13 protein-coding genes and 1 pseudogene are annotated in these 18,908 nt (G+C 72.5%); 5 read left to right on the forward strand and 9 right to left on the reverse strand.

Annotated elements, in window-relative coordinates:
- Positions 1–74 precede the first annotated feature (74 nt).
- Positions 75–398 carry an IS200/IS605 family transposase gene (gene tnpA, locus ACFYM6_RS14735; RefSeq protein ID WP_387276022.1) on the reverse strand — a complete coding sequence of 108 codons (324 nt, stop codon included), beginning with the start codon at positions 396–398 and terminating at the stop codon, positions 75–77.
- On the opposite strand from tnpA, the gene ACFYM6_RS14740 reads away from it, so the two are divergent.
- The gene (locus ACFYM6_RS14740) at positions 280–522 is read left to right on the forward strand and encodes a hypothetical protein (protein WP_387276041.1); all 243 of its coding nucleotides are present in this window, start codon (positions 280–282) and stop codon (positions 520–522) included. The two genes, tnpA and ACFYM6_RS14740, sit on opposite strands and share 119 nt — an antisense overlap.
- A gap of 146 nt (positions 523–668) precedes the next feature.
- Here the strand turns inward: ACFYM6_RS14740 and ACFYM6_RS14745 are convergent, their stop codons facing one another.
- The 4 genes and pseudogenes from ACFYM6_RS14745 to ACFYM6_RS14760 form a co-directional block, all read right to left on the reverse strand.
- The gene (locus ACFYM6_RS14745) at positions 669–1,805 is read right to left on the reverse strand and encodes a P1 family peptidase (protein WP_387275592.1); all 1,137 of its coding nucleotides are present in this window, start codon (positions 1,803–1,805) and stop codon (positions 669–671) included.
- Between the two features lie 4 nt (positions 1,806–1,809).
- Entirely contained in the window at positions 1,810–3,063 is a 1,254-nt protein-coding gene (locus ACFYM6_RS14750) for an RNA polymerase sigma factor (RefSeq protein ID WP_387276024.1), read from the reverse strand.
- 23 nt (positions 3,064–3,086) lie between these two features.
- Positions 3,087–3,437, reverse strand: a complete 351-nt coding sequence (locus ACFYM6_RS14755) for a YciI family protein (RefSeq protein ID WP_387275594.1) — start codon at positions 3,435–3,437, stop codon at positions 3,087–3,089.
- Positions 3,438–3,635: 198 nt separating this feature from the next.
- Positions 3,636–4,412, reverse strand: a pseudogene (locus ACFYM6_RS14760) (ThuA domain-containing protein); the annotation flags it as partial.
- A 253-nt stretch (positions 4,413–4,665) separates the two neighbouring features.
- Here ACFYM6_RS14760 and ACFYM6_RS14765 point away from each other — a divergent pair.
- Positions 4,666–5,523, forward strand: a complete 858-nt coding sequence (locus tag ACFYM6_RS14765; protein WP_387275596.1) for a hypothetical protein — start codon at positions 4,666–4,668, stop codon at positions 5,521–5,523.
- A 13-nt stretch (positions 5,524–5,536) separates the two neighbouring features.
- Here the strand turns inward: ACFYM6_RS14765 and ACFYM6_RS14770 are convergent, their stop codons facing one another.
- Entirely contained in the window at positions 5,537–6,097 is a 561-nt protein-coding gene (locus ACFYM6_RS14770; RefSeq protein WP_387275598.1) for a GNAT family N-acetyltransferase, read from the reverse strand.
- A 330-nt stretch (positions 6,098–6,427) separates the two neighbouring features.
- Between ACFYM6_RS14770 and ACFYM6_RS14775 the strand changes: the two genes are divergently transcribed.
- Both ACFYM6_RS14775 and ACFYM6_RS14780 read left to right on the forward strand, forming a co-directional pair.
- Complete coding sequence (locus tag ACFYM6_RS14775; RefSeq protein WP_387275600.1) at positions 6,428–11,965, forward strand: carboxyl transferase domain-containing protein; 5,538 nt, start codon at positions 6,428–6,430, stop codon at positions 11,963–11,965.
- A gap of 140 nt (positions 11,966–12,105) precedes the next feature.
- Positions 12,106–12,519: a contact-dependent growth inhibition system immunity protein gene (locus ACFYM6_RS14780; RefSeq protein WP_387275602.1), complete on the forward strand. Its 414-nt coding sequence runs from the start codon at positions 12,106–12,108 to the stop codon at positions 12,517–12,519.
- A 62-nt stretch (positions 12,520–12,581) separates the two neighbouring features.
- On the opposite strand, the gene ACFYM6_RS14785 is transcribed toward ACFYM6_RS14780, so the two are convergent.
- From ACFYM6_RS14785 to ACFYM6_RS14795, 3 genes are read right to left on the reverse strand one after another with little or no spacing between them, the layout of a single operon-like run.
- Positions 12,582–13,610 (reverse strand): ABC transporter ATP-binding protein, encoded by a 1,029-nt coding sequence (locus ACFYM6_RS14785; RefSeq protein ID WP_387275604.1) that lies wholly within the window; start codon positions 13,608–13,610, stop codon positions 12,582–12,584.
- Positions 13,607–15,127: an ABC transporter permease gene (locus tag ACFYM6_RS14790; RefSeq protein WP_387276026.1), complete on the reverse strand. Its 1,521-nt coding sequence runs from the start codon at positions 15,125–15,127 to the stop codon at positions 13,607–13,609. The genes ACFYM6_RS14785 and ACFYM6_RS14790 overlap by 4 nt, the downstream gene beginning before the upstream one ends.
- A gap of 53 nt (positions 15,128–15,180) precedes the next feature.
- Positions 15,181–16,218 carry an iron ABC transporter substrate-binding protein gene (locus ACFYM6_RS14795; RefSeq protein WP_387275606.1) on the reverse strand — a complete coding sequence of 346 codons (1,038 nt, stop codon included), beginning with the start codon at positions 16,216–16,218 and terminating at the stop codon, positions 15,181–15,183.
- A gap of 83 nt (positions 16,219–16,301) precedes the next feature.
- On the opposite strand from ACFYM6_RS14795, the gene ACFYM6_RS14800 reads away from it, so the two are divergent.
- Positions 16,302–18,908: an AMP-binding protein gene (locus tag ACFYM6_RS14800; RefSeq protein WP_387275608.1), complete on the forward strand. Its 2,607-nt coding sequence runs from the start codon at positions 16,302–16,304 to the stop codon at positions 18,906–18,908.

The raw sequence follows: 18,908 nt of genomic DNA on the forward strand, positions 1-18,908 counted from the left end.
CGTAGGCGGCCTGCTCATCGGTGAACGCGAGCAGATAGCGACGGCCGGTCAGCACTCAGCGGCCCTTCTGCCGCTCAAACATACCGATCCACCGCTCCAGTGGGGGCGCCGCCGGCGGTCGCCACGAAGTACGAGTCCGTCCACAGGGTAGGCAGCCGCGAACGCAGCGACCCGAACTCCTCCCGCAACACCCGCGACGCCCGTCCCTTGATCGCCTTCACGAGCTTGTGGACACCGAACTGCGGATCCACCTCGACCAGCAGATGGACGTGATCGGGCATGACGTCCAGCACCACCAGCCACGCCCCCTTTCTCCTCCACCACCTCGCGGACGAGCTGCGTCCACCGCTCCTCGATCCGGCCGCCGAGCATTCGCGCCGGCACTTCGGGCACCACACGACGTGGAAAACGCACTGGAAGACGACGTTGCGGTTTGACCGCAGCGCAACGGACACCCGCGAAATATACGGCATCCTGCTATCCACTGTCCGTGCAAAATGGATCCGCTATCCCCACGATTAAGGCCGGTGGTCTGCACGCTTCGCATTTCGATCAGAGTCTGGCACAGAGGGGTCGGTGGACGCTGTCCCCATTGGGCGAGCGGCCGGCCAGGAACAACCTCGGCCTGCAGTTCTCCACGGCGGCCAGTCACGGGACCTGCGGGCCGGTCAGCGGGCGGCGGTGCGCAGCAGTTCCGCCACTCGCCGGTGTGGGAGCCCGGGTACGAAATGCCCGTCGCGGCCGGTCATGTCGGTGCCCGCGACGAGGGCGTTGACGACGGCTTCCTCGACCGCCTGGACACCCGCCTCGTAGAACGGATCCAGGTGTCCCCACGGGACGAAGGCGAGCTGCTCGAGCCGTTCCGTCGACGGGCCGGGGTAGCGGCTGACGAGCGCGCCGGGGTTCGCGGTGGAGAAGGCCAGGAACAGGTCCCCGGAGAAGTGCGAGCCGCTGGTGCCGGTGCGGGCCAGGCCCAGCGGTACCCGCCGAGCGAGGGCGGTGCACTGACCGGGCAGCAGCGGCGCGTCGGTGGCGACGACGACGATCACGGAGCCCGCTCCCGGCGGCGGGGCGCCGCCCGGCATGGGCACCTCGCCGCCGAGCAGCCGCCCGACGGGCACGCCGGCGAGCGTCAGCTCGGGACGTGCGCCGAAGTTCGCCTGCACGAGCACGCCGACGATGTACGTGACGCCGGCGAAGCGGACGATCCGTGAGGCGGTGCCGGTGCCGCCCTTGAAGTCGTAGCACGTCATTCCGGTGCCGCCGCCGACCGATCCCTCCGGTACGGGGCCGCCGGTGGCGGCATCGAGTGCCGCGACGACGGTCGCCGGCCTGACGTGGTCGCCGTTGATGTCGTTGAGGCGACCATCGAACGTCTCGGCGACCACGGGCAGCAGCCAGGCGTCGGTGTCGGGACGCTCGCGCAGCATCCAGTCGATCGCGCCCCGGTGGCCGGCGCCGACCGCGTGCGTGTTGGTCAGGATGACGGGCGTGGCCAGGATGCCGCTCTCGGCGATCCACGCGGTGCCGGTCATCTCTCCGTTGCCGTTGAGGACGTGCACGCCGGCGGCGCAACCGTCCCGGGCGCCGGAGCGCCCCCGGGGCAGGATGGCGGTCACGCCGGTGCGTACGGGTCCGTGCCCGACCCGCAGCGGCCCGTCGCCGGAGATGAGCGTCCGCATCCCCACTTCGACCCCGGGCACGTCGGTGATGGCGCCGAACGGCCCGCTTGTACCCTGACGCGGGAACCCGATCGCCTCGGCTCGCGCTCCCGCCGTCCGCTGCCCGGCAGCCTGCTGCTCCACGCGGTCAGTCTGTCAGCCCGACCGCGTCGAGCTTGCGCCGGAGGAGGGCACGTTCGGGTTCGGTGCCGGCCAAGGCGAGCGCTGCGGCGTACTCCGCGGCGGCCTCGGCGTTGCGTCCCAGCCGGTGCAGCAGCTCCGCGCGGGCGGCCGGATACGGATGGTGGCCACGCAGCTGGGGCTCGCCGGCGAGCGTGTCGAGCAGCGCCAGTCCGGCCTGCGGGCCGTCCCGCATGGCCATCGCGACGGCCCGGTTCAGCGCGACGACCGGTGACGGCGTCAACGCGTGCAGCACCTCGTACAGCGCCACGATCTGCGGCCAGTCCGTGCTGGCGAAATCGACCGCCTCGTCGTGCAGCGCGGCGATCGCGGCCTGCACGCCGTACGGCCCGGGCGGCCCGCCGGTCAGCGCCATCTCGACCAGCCCGCGACCCTCCTCGATCATCGCGCGGTCCCACCGGCCGCGGTCCTGCTCCTCCAGCAGCACCAGCGCGCCGTCCGGGCCGCTGCGCGACTCTCGCCGAGCGTGGACCAGCAGCATCAGCCCGAGCAGCCCGGCGGCCTCCCGCTCGCCGGGCAGCAGCCGGCGCAGGATCCGTGCCAGCCGGATGGCTTCCTCGGCCAGGCCCAGCCGCTGCAGGCTCGGGCCGGAGCTCGCCGCGTACCCCTCCGTGAAGATCGAATAGATGGCCTGGAGCACTACCGGCACCCGCTCGGGCAGCTCGTCCACGGCCGGCACCCGGAACGGGATACGGGCCTCGCGGATCTTCTTCTTCGCCCGGGTGATCCGCTTCGCCATCGTCTCGATGGGCACGAGGAAGGCCCGCGCCACCTCGGGCGTACTCAGCCCGGCCAGACAGCGCAGGGTCAACGCCACCCGGTCCTCGGCGGGAAGGGCCGGGTGGGCGCAGGTGAAGAAGAGCTGTAGCCGCTCGTCCGGTAGCTCGCCGTCGGCGTCCGCGGGTGGGGCGGGATCGGCCCGGTCCGCGTCCACCTGCAGCAGCGCGAGCCGTGCCGCGTACGCGCGATCGCGCCGCAGCCGATCGACGGCCCTGCGCCGCGCCGTGGTCATCAACCAGGCCCCCGGCTTCGGCGGGACGCCGTCGACCGGCCAGTGCGCCAGCGCCGCCTCGACCGCCTCGGAGGCCGCCTCCTCGGCCAGGTCGAGGTCGCCGAACCGGCGGACGAGCGCCGCCAGCAGCCGGCCGTGTTCCTCGCGGAACACCGCCTCCACCGACGCCGGCGACGCCTCGCCCGCCATCCCGGAGCCAGCAGGCGCCACCCTCAGACCCCGAACTCGGCGACCGGCCGCACCACGACGGATCCGCCCCCGCGCGCGCCCGGGCAGCGGGCGGCCCAGTCCAGAGCGACGTCAAGGTCCGGTACGTCGATGACGTAGAAACCGCCGAGCACCTCACGGCTCTCGGCGAACGGGCCGTCGGTCACGATCTGCCGGCCGTCCTGCCCAACCCGCACCGCCGTGGCGGTGACCAGGTCCGCCAGCGACTCCCCGGAGACGAAGATCCCCGCGTCCCGCATCTGCTTGTCAAAGGCGATCCAGTCCTGGACGTCACAGCCGGCGGCCTGCCCGTCCCCGTCGACCGCGCCGGCGTTGATCAGCAGCATGTACTTCATGTTCAAACTCCTCGCTATCCCGTTGTCGGGTACGGCGGGCCGCCGTACGCCATAACCACGGATGGGACCTGGCCTGATGGACACGCCCGGTAGGAATTTTCTCGCAGTGGCGCTCCGCTTCCTGGGCGAAGTCACCGAGTTGGCTGGCCGGCCAGGCACGCCAGCATCCCGTCCGTCCCGGTTCACCAGGGGCGCTCAGCCGGTCTCGGGGCGGCAGTCGGCTTTCGTCCGGCCGGCCGCGTAGCGGATGCCGCCGAGCAGGTGGGCCCGGAACGCCGCCTCACCGTAGGAGGCCTGGGTGTGCCCGCCGCCGGTGTAGAAGGCGCGGCCGCCGGCGTACGACTTGCACCAGGCGTGCGGGTGGTCCCTTCCCATCGAGCCGCCGGAGTATGACGACTCGTCCAGGCTGGCGAGCACGTGCGCCGTGGTGCGGGCGTTGGTGCGGTAGTCGTACCACTCGTCGGTGCGGAGCCAGGCCGTCGGCAGCTGGGCCGTGGCGGGGTGCGTCCGGTCCTCGACGGTGATGGTGGCTGGTTGGACGGCGGGGTGGGAGGCGAACCAGGCGCCGACGAGGTTGCCGTAGAACGGCCAGTCGTACTCGGTGTCGGCGGCGGAGTGCACCCCGACGAAGCCGCCGCCGGCGCCGATGTACGACTCGAAGGCGGCCTGCCGGGTGGGGTCGAGCACGTCGCCGGTGGTGTTGAGGAAGACCACCGCCTCGTATCTGGCGAGGTTGTCGGCGGTGAACTGCGCGGCGTCCTCGGTGGCGGTGACGGTGAAGTTGTTGGCCGCGCCGAGGTCGCGGATGGCCTGGATGCCGGCCGGGATGGAGTCGTGCCGGAAGCCGGCGGTCTTGGTGAACACCAGCACGTCGTAGGGACCGTCCGTGGCCGCTGTCGGGGTGACCGGGGTGGTGCAGGCGAGGGCGGCGAGGACAGCGGTGGCCGCGCCGAGGGCCGGTCGGAAGTGTCTCATCTCGCTCTCCAGGGGCCGTACGGGGTGCCGGGCCGGGACGTATCGGCGCCGCACCGTCGGGTCAGGGCGGGGCTTCTGGTACGCACCGGCGTGACAGTGTTGTCGCCGGCGACGTCGAGGCACGTGCCCGACTGCGGGTTACGCAACGTCCCGTCCGTATGCGCCGCGCGGCTCCGCCCGCCGTTAGGCTGGGGAGATCACCCTTGCGGGGGTGAGGCAGGCCGGGGTGGCCTGCCAACTCGAGAGGCAACCGATGACCAGCGAGGAAGCCCGCCCTGGCCTGGCACCCGGTGCCCGCTCCCCGGTGGGCACCATGTTCGCGGCGCTGTACGGCGAGCTGGCACCGCATCCGTGGCGGGACCCGGACGCCGACCCGGATGCGTACCTGCTGTTCTACGACAGGTCGCTCGCGATGGGCTGGCTCGACGACATCGGCGGGGTGCTTCGGAAGACCGCCTGGGGCATCGAGGAGCGACAGGTCGGGGCGGCGGGCCTGTGGGGCATGAACGACGCCGGGCAAGCTCACCCGCGCGCCGCTTCAGAGGCGTCACTGGCCGCATGGTTTCAGGTGGGGGTCGAGGCGGTGCCCGGCGATCGGCCGCTGCCGGTGCAGCCGTTCCTCCGCTGCGCCGGCGACGCGGTGGCGCGGATCGGCACCTTGCAGCTGCGGGCGGTGCAGGTGTTGTTACCCGTCCAGGGCCTCGACCCCGGGTCGCGCCCGGAGTATGCCCAGATACCTTCGGTCCGCACCGCCCGGTGGTTCGGCGGCGGTGACCCGCGGTCGAGGACGCCGGTGCGGGTCACGCTGGACAGTGGCCAGGCGGCGTCCATCCTCTCTGCAGCATCGGAGATGCGGGAGCGGATGAGCGGGCTGGACCAGGACGTGTTCGTGTGCGAGTCGCAGTCCCTGGCCGATCACGATCCGCTGGCCATGGCGGCCCCGTTCGACGACGGGCTCTGGAACGGCCCGCCGCTGCACCGCGTGGCCTTTCACGGGACGCTCGCCGAGTGGTCACTGGATGCGCTCGGCTGGCTGGGCGGCTTCCTCGCCGACCTGGGCGCTTGGCACGGGGTCACCACCCCGCTGCTGCTCACCGCCAGCCGGGCGTAGGCACGGCTGGCGGTTATCGGCGCTGCTCCCAGTCGGCGCGGGTGAGGGCGTACTCGACCTCGCCGTGTTCGGAGCCTTCGATCACGTCGGGCCAGTCCCCCGTGAAGTTCCGCAGGAACGACAGACCCGCCTTCTCCATCACCCGCCGGGACCGGCTGTTGACCGCCATGGTGTTCGCGGTGACCCGCTCCACGCCGAGGTCGGTGAACCCTTTGCTGATCAGGGCCAGCGATCCTTCCGTGGCGTAGCCCTTGCCCCAGGCGGCCCGGTTCAGCCGGTAGCCGAGTTCGACCACCTCGGGGTTGTGCTCGTCGAGGGGACGGAACTCGAACCATCCCAGGAAGGTGCCGGTGGCCTTCTCCTCGGCCGCCCAGTAGCCACGGGTACCGACGCACGGGTAGTCGTGCAGGAGGCGCGGCAGGGTCCGCTCCTGGATGGTGTCGCGACTCGTCGGCCGGCCACCGTTGATGAAACGCATGACGTCGGGGTCGTTGTCCAGGGCGACCAGGTGGTCGACGTCGGCGTCGGTGAACGGGCGCAGCACGAGCCGCTCGGTTTCCAGGAAGGCACTCACGTCGCGATCTTCACCGGCGTGGGCCGGTCCCGCCACCGGATATTGGGCGCTTCGTCAGATAGCTCGCGGCGTCGGCCGATCTGGCCGGTCCGCGCAGGTCTGGTGACTGACTTGCCGGGCCTGGCAGCTGTTCAGGTGTTGAAACCGAAATGTCTAGAAGTTGGCGGGAGTCCACAACTGCAGTTGGAGGGTGTCCACAACTTTCGCCGCCCCCCGGTGGCGGGTCCGACGATTTGCCTACCGGCCGGTAGCGGACAAAGTTGTGACGGGGACCCCTGCCCCGAGGGAGGCCCCGTCATGTTGTGAACGCACTTTTGGGAGGCTTACTCGGTGTTCAGCCGCATCGCCATCGTCAACCGGGGAGAGGCCGCCATGCGGCTGATCCACGCCGTTCGCGAGCTCAACGCCGAGACCGGGGCCCCGCCAATCGAGACCATCGCGCTCTACACCGACGCCGAGCGCACCGCCACCTTCGTCCGCGAAGCGGACGACAGCTACTGCCTCGGGCCCGCGTCGGCGCGCCCGTACCTGAACCACAGCATCCTCGAACGTGCGCTGGTCGAGACGCGCGCGGACGCGGCGTGGGTCGGGTGGGGCTTCGTCGCCGAGGACCCGGCGTTCGCCGAACTCTGCGAGAAGGTCGCTGTCACCTTCATCGGTCCGAGCGCGGGCGCGATGCGTGAGCTCGGTGACAAGATCGGCGCGAAGCTGATCGCCGAGGAGGTTGGCGTCCCCGTGGCGCCGTGGAGCCGCGGCGCGGTGGAGAACCTGGACGCGGCCAAGCGCGCGGCGGCCGACATCGGCTACCCGCTGATGCTCAAGGCGACCGCGGGTGGTGGCGGCCGGGGCATCCGGGTCGTCCGCAGCGAGGATGAGCTCACCGACGCCTACGAGCGCACGAGCCTGGAGGCCGAGCGCGCGTTCGGTAGCGGCGTGGTGTTCCTGGAACGCCTGGTCACCGGCGCACGGCACGTCGAGGTGCAGGTGATCGCCGACGGTCAGGGCACCGCGTGGGCGCTGGGGGTCCGGGACTGCTCGGTGCAGCGTCGCAACCAGAAGGTCATCGAGGAGTCCGCCTCCCCCGTTCTCACCCCCGACCAGACCCGCGAGCTGAAGGCGGCGGCCGAGCGGCTCGCGCTGGCCGTGAACTATCGCGGTGCGGGCACCGTCGAGTTCCTCTACCATCCCGGCGACAAGCTGTTCGCCTTCCTCGAGGTCAACACCCGGCTGCAGGTCGAGCACCCGATCACCGAGGCCACCACCGACTTCGACCTGGTCAAGGCCCAGATCCACGTGGCCGCCGGCGGCCGGCTCGGGGAACGGATCCCGGCGGAGGCCGGCCATGCCGTCGAGGCTCGGCTCAACGCCGAGGACCCCGACCGGGACTTCGCGCCGTCGCCCGGCCGGATCGTCCGGCTGGCGCTGCCCAGCGGCCCCGGCATCCGGGTGGACACCGGGGTCAGCGAGGGCGACGTGATCCCGGCGGACTTCGACTCGATGATCGCCAAGATCATCGCCTACGGCCGCACCCGCGACGAAGCGCTGGGCCGGCTGCGCCGCGCGGTGGCCGAGACCACGGTGATCATCGAGGGTGGCGCCACCAACAAGAGCTTCCTGCTCGATCTGCTGGACCAGCCCGAGGTGATCGACGCCAGCGCGGACACCGGCTGGATCGACCGGGTCCGGGCGCAGGGCCGCCTGGTCTCCACCAAGCACTCCGGCATCGCGCTGGCCGCGGCGGCGATCGAGGCGTACGAGGACGAGGCACTCGTCGAGCGGCAGCGGCTGCTGTCCACCGCGCACGGCGGCCGCCCGCAGGTCCAGCACGAGAGCGGCCGGCCGGTCGACCTCAAGCTCCGCGGCGCGAGCTACCGGGTGACCGTCGCGCAGACCGGGCCGCGCCGGTTCCGGGTCGGCATCGGGGAGGCGTCCGCGGTGGATGCCGAACTCGATCGGTACGACGAGCACACCGGCCGGATCCTGGTGAACGGCCGGCAGTTCCGGCTCGTCACCCACACGCACGGGCCCGTCCACCTGGTCGAGGTGGATGGCATCACGCACCGCGTCAGCCGCGACGAGGGCGGCGTGCTGCGCTCCCCCGCGCCCGCGCTGGTCGTCGCCACCCCGCTCGAAGTGGGGGACGAGGTCGAGGCGGGCGCACCCGTGCTCGTCCTGGAGAGCATGAAGATGGAGACCGTGCTGCGCGCGCCGTTCCGGGCGAAGCTGCGTGAGTGCCAGGTCTCCGTCGGCAGCCAGGTGGAGGCCGGTGCCCCGCTGCTGCGCCTGGAACCGGTCGGCGACGAAGCCCCGGGCGAGGCCGCGGAGGGCGAGGCCGTCGACCTGGAGCTGCCGTCCGAGCCGACCGGTCTGTCCGCCGAGGCCCGGGTCGCCCGCGGCATCGCCGACCTGCGCAGCCTGCTGCTCGGCTACGACCTCGATCCCCGCGACGAGCGTCGGGCGCTGTCCCACTACCTGGCCGCGCGGTCCGAGCTCACCCGGCCTCCGCTGGAGGAAGAGGTCGAGCTGCTGCAGCTGTTCGCCGACCTGTCCGAGCTCAGCCGTAACCGGCCGGTCGGCGAGGAGACCAGGGCCGACACCCGGGTGCACAGCCCGCGCGAGTACTTCCACGCCTACCTGCAGTGCCTTGACGTCGAGCGGGCCGCGCTGCCGGACGCCTTCCGTAACCGGCTGGCCCGGGTGCTCGCCCACTACGGCGTCAAGGACTTCGAGCGCACGCCCGCGCTGGAGGAGGCCGTGTTCCGGATCTTCCTTGCGCAGCGGCGGGCGTCGGCCGATGTCTCGGTGATCGTGGCGTTCCTGCAGCAGTGGCTGACCGAGCCGCTGCCCGGTGACGGACTGCGCGAGCTGGTCGGGCAGGCGCTGGAGCACCTGATCTTCGCCACCCAGCTCCGGTTCCCGGTGGTCGGCGACCTGGCCCGCAGCATCGTGTTCCGGTGGGCGGCCCAGCCGATGCTGCGCCGCAAGCGGGCCGAGGTGTACGCGGGCGTCCGTAGCCACCTGCGCTACCTCGACCAGCACCCGGACGCGGCCGACCGCGCCGAGCGGATCACGACGATGGTCGCCTCGCCCGAGCCGCTGGTCCGGCTGCTCGGTCAGCGCGTCGGCAAGCCGGGTGCCGACCACGGCCCGATGCTCGAGGTGCTCAGCCGGCGCTACTACGGCAACCGCGGCGCGAGCGACGCGCGAACGGTCGAGGTGACGGGGCGCTCGTTCTTCACTGCGGAGTACGACCGCGACGGCGAGCGCTTCCGGCTGATCGCGGCGGCCACGGACTTCGCCGAGCTGCCGGCGACCCTGGCAAAGGTCGCCGAACTGTCCGGCTCGGACTCCGGCGGCGGCTCTGGCCCGGCGTCTCCGACGGCGCGCCGCGACCCGGAGCCGTCGGTCGCCGATGTGTACCTGACCTGGGCCGACCAGCCCGAGACGGAGGCGATGGCCGCGACGTTGCGGGAGATCGTCGACCGCGCCGGGCTGCTGGACGTGCTCCAGCGGGTGACGGTGTCGGTGGCCGGGCGCAACGGCACGCCGATGCACCACCAGTTCACGTTCCGGCCGGGCGTGGGCGAGGACCGGGTCATCCGCGGGCTGCACCCGCTGATCGCCGAGCGCCTGCAGTTGCCGCGGCTGCGGAACTTCGACCTGACCCGGCTGCCGTCCGCGGACGAGGAGGTCTATCTCTTCCATTGCGTCGCCCCCGACAACCCGGCCGACGAGCGGCTGGCGGCGATGGCCCAGGTCCGTGACCTGACGCCACTGCGTGACACCGACGGCCGGATCCTCGCGCTGCCCGCGGTCGAGGGCGCGCTGGACGCGTGTCTCGACGCTATCCGCAAGGTCCAGGCGCAGCGGCCGGCGAAGAAGCGGTTCGACACCAACCGGATCACCATCTACGTCTGGCCGCCGAACGAGCTGACGATGGAGGAACTGGACGCCGTCGCCCAGCGCGTGCTGCCGATCACGGCCGGCGCGGGCCTGGAGGAGGTGCTGTTCCTCGGCCGGCAGCGCGACGGGGTCACCGGCGAGCTGACCGACATCGCGGTCCAGATCTCCTACGACGCGGGCATGCGGGTGTCGGTCACCGAGCCGACGGACGAGCCGATCCAGCCGCTGGACGACTACCGGCAGAAGGTGCTCTCGGCGCGGCGCCGCGGCACGACGTACCCGTACGAGCTGACCGAGATGCTGGCCGGTCAGCGCGGCACGTTCACCGAGTACGACCTGGACGGCACCGGCGCGCTGGCCCCGGTCGACCGGCCGAAGGGGCACAACAAGGCGGGCATCGTCGCCGGTGTGGTGAGCACGCCGACCGAGCGGTATCCCGAAGGCGTCACGCGGGTGGTGCTGCTCGGCGATCCGACCAAGGCGCTGGGCGCGCTGGCCGAGCCGGAATGCGCGCGGGTGATCGCCGCACTCGACCTGGCCGAGCGGATGCGCGTACCGGTCGACTGGTTCGCGCTGTCGGCGGGCGCGCGGATCTCGATGAGCTCGGGCACCGAGAACATGGATTGGGTGGCCGCCGCGCTCAAGCGGATCGTGGAGTTCACCCAGCAGGGCGGCGAGATCAATATCGTGGTCGCCGGGATCACCGTGGGCGCCCAGCCGTATTGGAACGCCGAAGCCACGATGCTCATGCACACCAAGGGCATCCTGGTGATGACTCCGGACTCGGCGATGGTGCTGACCGGCAAGCAGTCGCTGGACTTCTCCGGCGGGGTGTCGGCCGAGGACAACTTCGGCATCGGCGGCTACGACCGGGTGATGGGCCCCAACGGCCAGGCCCAGTACTGGGCGCCGGACCTGCGGGCCGCCCGCAATCTGCTGATGACCCACCACGACCACACCTACATCGCGCCCGGCGAGACCCGGCCGCGGCGGGCGGTCACGTCCGACCCGGTCGACCGGGACATCTCCGGCTACCCGCACGCGGTGCCGGACAGCGATTTCACGACTGTCGGCGAGATCTTCTCCCGTGAGCGCAACCCGGACCGGAAGAAGGCGTTCGACATCCGTACGCTGATGCGGGCCCTGGCCGACCAGGATCACGCGGTCCTGGAGCGCTGGGCGGGCATGGCCGACGCCGAGACCGCGGTGGTGCAGGACGTGCACCTCGGCGGCATCCCGGTGTGCCTGCTCGGCATCGAGTCCCGGTCGGTGCCGCGGCGCGGATTCCCGCCCACCGACGGCCCGGACACCTACACCGCGGGCACGCTGTTCCCGCGCTCGTCGAAGAAGGCCGCGCGGGCGATCAACGCGGCGAGCGGGAACCGGCCGCTGGTCGTGCTGGCGAACCTGTCCGGGTTCGACGGCTCACCGGAGTCGATGCGGCAGTTGCAGCTGGAGTACGGCGCGGAGATCGGCCGGGCGATCGTGAACTTCGAAGGGCCGATCGTGTTCTGCGTGATCTCGCGGTATCACGGCGGCGCGTTCGTGGTGTTCTCCAAGGCGCTCAACCCGAACATGACCGTGCTCGCGGTGGAGGGCTCGTTCGCGTCCGTCATCGGCGGGGCGCCCGCGGCGGCCGTGGTGTTCGCCGGTGACGTCAACGCCCGCACGGCAAAGGATCCGCGGGTGGCCGAGCTGGAGGCGCGCATCGCCGCGGCGACCGGTGGGGAGCGGGCGGCGCTGGTCACGCAGCTCATGGACGTCCGGGCCACGGTCCGGGCGGAGAAGCTGGGCGAGGTGGCCGCCGAGTTCGACGGCGTGCACAGCATTCAGCGCGCGGTCGAGGTCGGCTCGGTGGATGCCATCATCCGGCCGGAGGAGCTGCGTCCGCAGATCATCGCGGCCGTCGAGCGCGGCCTCGCCAGCGCCGCCGATGGCAACCGGCCTCGCCATCAGCGGGCCTGATCGGCGTAACCACCGCCAAGCGGCCCGGCGCATCATCGCGCCGGGCCGCTTCGTGGCGGCGGCCGCTGGGGGCTGGTCCATGGGTCGCCCGCCAACCTGGCGGGCGACGCAGAGTTACGGCGCCAACTACCCTGATCGCCGTGACCACGATCGAGGAGCTTGAGCGGGACGTCTGGCCGGATCCTGGCCCGGACGACACCTTTCTCGTGAGACGCTGCCTCGAGCTACGACGCAAGCCGTTGGCTGAGTTCGCGATCGAAGACCTGCGCATCATGCTCGGTCAGCAGATCGGCGTGCCGGCTCTGCTGCCCCTCGCGGTGCAAGTCCTGCTCCGCGATCCCTTGGCCGAGGGCGACTACTACCCGGGCGACCTGCTCGCCAACGTCCTGCGGTTACCCGGCTCGGCGTGGTCAAACCTGCGTGCGGAACGGAAGCGACTGGCCTCAGTGCTGGCTGAGCTCGTTGCCGGTCCCCCGTTCGCCGACCCTGCCCTTGGGCCTCGCGACCCGGACCGGTTGCTCCGCGACGCCATTCTGCGGTTTCTTGATTCTTGAGAAGCGAATCCCTCCTCGGGCAGCGGGCGACGTAGACGTACTGGTGCACTCGCGTGTTGCCGCTACTCCGCGTACGCCCGCACCCGCCCGCGGACGGTGATGGCGACCCGGGTGCCGGCGGTCAGGCCGTTGTCCTCGTCCAGCATCCGCGCGGTCAGCACCGTGCCGTCGTCGAGGCGGACCGTGGTCAGCGCGTCGTGGCCGTGGAAGTCCTGTCGCACCACGGTGGCCGGCGCCCCGCCGGACGGGGTGAGCCGGATCTGCTCGGGCCGGACAAGGACGGTCGCCGCGCCGCGGGCGGCGAACCCGCGCAGCGGCAGCCGGCCGAGCGGGGTGGTCGCCACGTCGGCGTCGACGGTGGCCGGGAGCAGCACGGCCTCCCCCACGAACCGGGCGACCCACGGGGTGGCCGGGTCCCGGTAGACCGCCGCGGGAGCGCCGCACTGGACGATCAGCCCGGCGTCCATGACCGCGACCGCGTCCGCCATGGACAGCGCCTCGCCCTGGTCGTGGGTGACCAGCACGCCGGTGGCGCCGTCGGCGCGCAGCGCCTGTCGCACGTCAGCGCGCAGTTCGGCGCGCAGCCGGGCGTCCAGGGCGCTGAACGGCTCGTCCAACAGCACCAGCGCTGGCCGGGGAGCCAGCGCCCGGGCGATGGCGACCCGTTGCTGCTGGCCGCCCGACAGCTGGTGCGGCATCCGCGCGCCGTACGCGGCGAGGCCGACCAGTTCGAGCGTTTCCTCGACCCGGCCGGAGCGGCGGGCCGCCCGGTCCAGCCCGTAACCGACATTGTCGGCGACGGACAGGTGTGGGAACAGTGCCCCCTCCTGCGGGACGACGGCCACGCCGCGCCGGTGCGGCGGCACATGCAGCCGGTTGCCCGCGACCGTCCGGCCGGCCACGGCAATCGTGCCCTCGTCGGCGCGCTCGAATCCTGCCACGCAGCGCAGCAGGGTGGTCTTGCCGCAGCCGGACGGTCCCAGTACGGCCAGCAGCGTGCCGCGGGTGACGTCGAGGTCGACGCCGGCCAGGGCGGGCACCGGGCCGTAGGACTTGGTCAGGCCGGTTACGGTCAGCATGCTGTCGGTCATCGGGTGGCTCCGGTTTGGGTGAGTCCGGTGCGGGCTGCGAGCAGCCAGGTGGGCACGGCGGCGAGCGCGACGAGGATGGCGGCGTACGGAGCCGCGGCGGCGTAGGCGGCGGTGGACGTGTGGGTCCACAGCTCGGTGGCCAGGGTGTCCATCCCGGTCGGGCGCAGCAGCAGGGTGGCGGGGAGTTCCTTCATGCAGGTGAGGAAGGTCAGCGCCGCGCCGGCGCCGATGCCGGGCAGGGTGAGCGGCAGGGTGACGGTGCGGAACACCGTGAACGGGCCGCGCCCGAGGGACCGGGCGGCCTCCTCGACGGCGGGCGGGCTCTGCGCGGCGGCGGAGGCTACCGCGCCGACGGCCAGCGGCAGGAAGAGCGTCGCGTACGCCAAGGCGAGCAGCCAGGCGCTCTGGTAGAGCGGGTACGCCACGTTGACCGCGAAGAACACCAGGGACAGGCCGATCACTACGCCGGGCAGGGCGTGGGCCAGGTAGGTGAGCCGGTCGAGGGCGGTGGCGACCGGTCCCGGTGCTCGGGCGGTGAGCAGGCCCAGGGGCAGGGCGAGAAGCATGGTCAGCGCGGCGCCGGCGACGGAGACCGACAGGGACGCGCCGGCGGCGGCGGCGATCTCGGCGAGGGAGCCGGGGCGGGACACCCCGGCCGCGAGCCACCGGGCCAGGCCGGCGGCCGGCACGCCGAGGGCGAGCCCGTTCACCGCGAGCAGGCCGGCCAGCGCCGGCCCGCGCCACCGGGCCAGCCGCAGCCGTACGGGGGGTCGGACGGCGGTGCTGGCGTAGCGGGCGTCGCGGGTGCGGGTGGTGAGCTCGGCGCCGATCAGCAGGACGGTGAGCAGCACCAGCACGGTGGACAGCACCAGCGCGCCGGTGCGGTCGAAGCCGAGGTTGAACGCGGTGAAGATGGCCCGGGTGAAGGTGTCGACCCGGACGATGGAGACGGCGCCGAAGTCGCTGAGCACGTACAGGGCGACCAGCAGCGAGCCGGCGGCGACGGCCGGGCGGATCTGGCGCAGGGTGACCCCGAACAGGGTGGCCCACGGTCCCTTCCCCAGTGACCGGGACACCTCTTCCTGGCCGGGGTCGGTCCGGTTGAGGGCGGCGACGGCGGGCAGGAACACGTACGGGTAGGAGCAGACGGTGAGCAGCAGGGCGGCGGCCCAGAAGCCTTCGAATCCGGTGACGGTGGCGGTCCAGGCGAAGCCGGCCACGTAGGTGGGGACGGCCAGCGGCAGCGCGGCGAGGACGCCGAAGACCCGCCGGCCGGGCAGGTCGGTGCGGGTCACCAGGAGCGCGGTGCCGACACCGAGGACGGCGCAGGCGGCGGTGACCACGGCGGCGAGGGCGAGGCTGCGTCCGGCGAGCACGGCGACCCGGGCGGTGAACAGCTCAGCGACGATTCGCTCACCACCCGCCTCGGCGGTCCGTACGGTGAGGTAGACCAGCGGTAGCAGGGCGACCGCGACGGCGGCGGCCGAGGCGGCGGTGAGCGCCGGGCGGCGGATCAGCCGGCGCGGCGACCGTCGGGTGGCGCCCCGACGGTCGCCGGCCAGGATGGTGCTCAGGCCAGCCCCGCTTCCTTGATCATGGTGACGGTGGCGTCGAGCGTGTCGAGGTCGTTGAGGTCGATCTTCGGGGCCTCGAGGGCGGCGAGCTGCGGCAGGCCGGGCGCGGCGGGTACCCCGGCCGCCAGGGGGTACTCGAAGGTCTGGGTGGCGAAGTAGGTCTGCGCCTCGACGCCGAGCAGGTAGTCGACCAGTGCCCGGGCGTCCGGGTCCGTGCCGGCCCGCTCCAGCAGGCCGACGCCGGCGGCGTTGACCAGGCCGCCGGTGTCGCCGTCCGGGAAGAAGTGCAGCTTCGCCTTCAGCACCTCGGGGCTGCCGCCGCGCTCCTTGGCCAACTCGTACACGTAGTAGTGGTTGACCAGGCCGACGGCGAGGGTGCCGGCGTCGATGTCGGCGACGATCTGGACGTTGCCCTCCCGGACCTGCGGCTGGTTGGCCTTGAGGCCGGTGAGGAACTCGCGGGCCTTGGCGTCGCCGTGCTGCACCCGTAGGGCGGTGACGAAGGCCTGGAAGGAGCCGTTGGTGGGCGCGAGGCCGATCTTGCCCTGCCACTTCGGATCGGTCAGCTCGAACACGCTCTTCGGCAGCTCGGCGGCGCGGACCTGGTCGGCGTTGTAGGCCAGGACGCGGGACCGGCCGCTGACGCCGACCCACCGACCGTTGGCGTCGCGGTAGGTGGCCGGGACCCGGTCGAGCTGCTCGGCGGGCAACACCGCGAAGAGTCCGGCCTTGCTGACCGCGCCGAGCGCGCCGGCGTCCTGGGCGAAGAACGCGTCGGCGGGGCTGCGCTTGCCCTCCTCCAGCAGCTGGGCGGCCATCTGCGAGGTGGTGCCGTAGCGGACGTCGACGGTGATGCCGGTGGCCTTTTCGAACTTCTCCAGCACCGGCTTGACGAGGGCTTCGCTGCGGCCGCTGTAGACGGTGAGCCGCTTGTCGCCGGGCTTGCCCGGGTCGCTGTCGGAGCCGCCGCACGCGGTCAGGGACAACAGGCCGGCGAGGGTGCCGGCCAGAACGAGACTGAGACGCTTTCGCACAGGTAAGGCTTACCTTACTCAGCCCCCTCGATGCAAACCACCCCCCGTTGGAATTTAGGTGAGGCTCCCCTAACCTGTCGACCATGCGCGTCCTCCCCGACACCGGGCCGGCGCCGTTCGTCCGCGCCCTGGCCGGGCACGGCGACCGGCCGGCAGTGATCACCGCCGACGGTCGGCTCAGCTACGCCGAACTGGCCGAGCGGGTCGACGCGCTGGCCGCCCGGCTCGGGCCGGTCCGCCGGCTGGTGCTGCTCGCCGGCGCGAACCGGGTCGACGAGCTGGTCGCGTACCTGGCGGCGCTGGCCGGCGGGCATCCCCTGCTGCTGGTGCCCGGGGACCACGACGCCGCGGCCACCGAACTGACCCGGGCGTACGATCCGGATGTCGTGATCCGCCGCGTCGATGGGGAAGTCGTCCTCGACGAGCGCCGTCCCGGCAGCCGGCACCAGCTTCATCCCGAGCTGGCGCTGCTGCTCAGCACCTCCGGGTCGACCGGCTCCCCCAAGCTGGTCCGGCTGTCGTCGGCGAATCTGCAGGCCAACGCCGAAGCGATCGCCGAGTACCTCGACATCCGGGACACCGACCGGGCCGCCACCACCCTGCCGCTGCACTACTGCTACGGCCTGTCGGTGGTGAACAGTCACCTGCTGCGCGGGGCGGCGCTGATCCTCACCGGACTCTCGGTCACCGACCGCTGCTTCTGGGAGCTGTTCCGCGCCGGGCAGGGCACCAGCCTGGCCGGCGTGCCGTACACCTTCGACCTGCTGGACCGGGTCGACTTCGACCGGATGCACCTGCCCCACCTGCGCCACCTCACCCAGGCCGGCGGCCGGCTCGACCCGGAACGGGTGGCCCGGTACGCCGCCCTCGGCCGCCGCCGCGGCTGGCGGTTCTTCGTCATGTACGGCCAGACCGAGGCCACCGCCCGGATGGCGTACCTGCCGCCGGAGCTGGCCGAGCACCGGCCCGAGGCGATCGGCGTGCCGATCCCGGGCGGCTCGTTCCGGCTGCGTCCCCTGCCAGACCACCCGGAGCCGGACACCGGCGAGCTGGTCTACGCCGGACCCAACGTGATGCTCGGCTACGCCGAGCGGCCGAGCGACCTGGCCCTCGGGCGCACCCTGGCGGAGCTGCACACCGGGGACGTGGCCCGACGCGGGCCGGACGGGCTCTACGAGATCGTCGGACGGGTCGCCGACTTCGCGAAGATCTTCGGCCTGCGGATCGACCTGCACCGCGTGGAGGAGCACCTGCGGCAGGCGGGCGTCGAGGCGTACTGCGCCGGCACGGACCGCGAGCTGGTCGTCGCCGCGACCGGCGCCCACCACCCCGACCGGGTGCGGCGCCTGGCCGCCGCCGCGGCGGGCCTGCCGGCCCGCGTGGTCCGCGCGCAACTGCTGGCCGAGCTGCCCCGGCTGGCCAACGGCAAGCCGGACCTGGCGGCCGTCCGTGCCCTCGCCGCGCCGCCGGCGGCCGCCACCGTACCCACCGGGACCGGCCCGGAGCAGCTCTGCCGGCTCTACGCCGAACTGCTCGACCAGCCCGAGGTCAGCCCCGGCCAGAGCTTCGTCGACCTCGGCGGCGATTCGCTCTCCTACGTGGCGGCGTCCATCCGGCTGCAGGAACTTCTCGGGGACCTGCCCGCCGACTGGCACACCGTCCCCATCCGTGACCTGGCCCGGCCGGTGCCGGACCGGCCGGCTGAACGTCGGGTGCTGGAGACCGGCGTGGCGCTACGGACGCTGGCGATCGTCGTCATCGTCGGTTCGCACATCCCGCTCTTCACCGTCAAGGGCGGCGCGCACCTGCTGCTCGCCGTCGCCGGGTTCAACTTCGCCCGCTTCCAGCTCACCGCCGCGCCCCGGCAGGAGCGGGTACGCGCCGCCCTGCGCACGGTCGGCCGGATCGTGTTGCCGTCGGTGGCCTGGATCGCCGCGGCCGGCGCCGTCACCGGCGACTACACGCTGACCAACGTGCTGCTGCTCAACAGCGTCCTCGGCCCGCACGACGGGGCCACCGAGTGGCAGTTCTGGTTCATCGAGGCGTTGGTGTACATCCTGCTCGCCGCGACAGCGCTCCTGGCGGTCCCGGCGCTGGACCGGTTGGAACGCCGGGTGCCGTTCGGGCTCCCACTCGCGCTGGCCGCGCTCGGCCTCATCACCCGGTACGACCTGCCGGGGCTGACCTCCCACGGCCACGTCCCGTCCGCGATCCTGGTGTTCTGGCTGTTCGCCCTCGGCTGGGCGGCGGCCCGGGCCCGCACGACCGGCCAGCGGGTGGTGGTCACCGCCACCGCGCTGCTCACGGTGCCCGGCTTCTTCGGCCAGCCGCTGCGGGAAGCGTTCATCGCAGCCGGGTTCGCGCTGCTGATCTGGGTACCCAGGCTGCCGAGCAGTCGGTCCGTCAACCGGGTGGCGGGGTTACTGGCCAGCAGTTCGCTGTACATCTACCTCATCCACTGGCAGGTGATGCCACTGGTCGGCCCGTGGTCCCGAGGCGCGGCGCTGGTCGTGTCCCTGGCCGTCGGGGTCGGTTGCGCGGCGCTCGCCCGGCTGGCGGCCCGCCGGCTACGCACGTCCCACCGCGCACAGCGGGCCCGATCAGTGCGCTCCCACGCCCTGCCGCCCCGTGCCGCGGCACGATCGAGGGCCCGTCCGCCCTCGGCAGCCCGACGCACCCCGGTGGGATGA

Source organism: Micromonospora sp. NPDC006431, assembly GCF_042870725.1.
Classification (GTDB): Bacteria; Actinomycetota; Actinomycetes; order Mycobacteriales; family Micromonosporaceae; genus Micromonospora.

Bases quoted from the DNA above. Each gene is read 5' to 3' on its own strand.
- ACFYM6_RS14750 (WP_387276024.1), bottom strand. From the start codon at position 3,063: ATGGCGGGCGAGGCGTCGCCGGCGTCGGTGGAGGCGGTGTTCCGCGAG.
- ACFYM6_RS14755 (WP_387275594.1), bottom strand. From the start codon at position 3,437: ATGAAGTACATGCTGCTGATCAACGCCGGCGCGGTCGACGGGGACGGG.
- ACFYM6_RS14740 (WP_387276041.1), top strand. From the start codon at position 280: ATGACGTCCAGCACCACCAGCCACGCCCCCTTTCTCCTCCACCACCTC.
- ACFYM6_RS14785 (WP_387275604.1), bottom strand. From the start codon at position 13,610: ATGACCGACAGCATGCTGACCGTAACCGGCCTGACCAAGTCCTACGGC.
- ACFYM6_RS14800 (WP_387275608.1), top strand. From the start codon at position 16,302: ATGCGCGTCCTCCCCGACACCGGGCCGGCGCCGTTCGTCCGCGCCCTG.
- ACFYM6_RS14765 (WP_387275596.1), top strand. From the start codon at position 4,666: ATGACCAGCGAGGAAGCCCGCCCTGGCCTGGCACCCGGTGCCCGCTCC.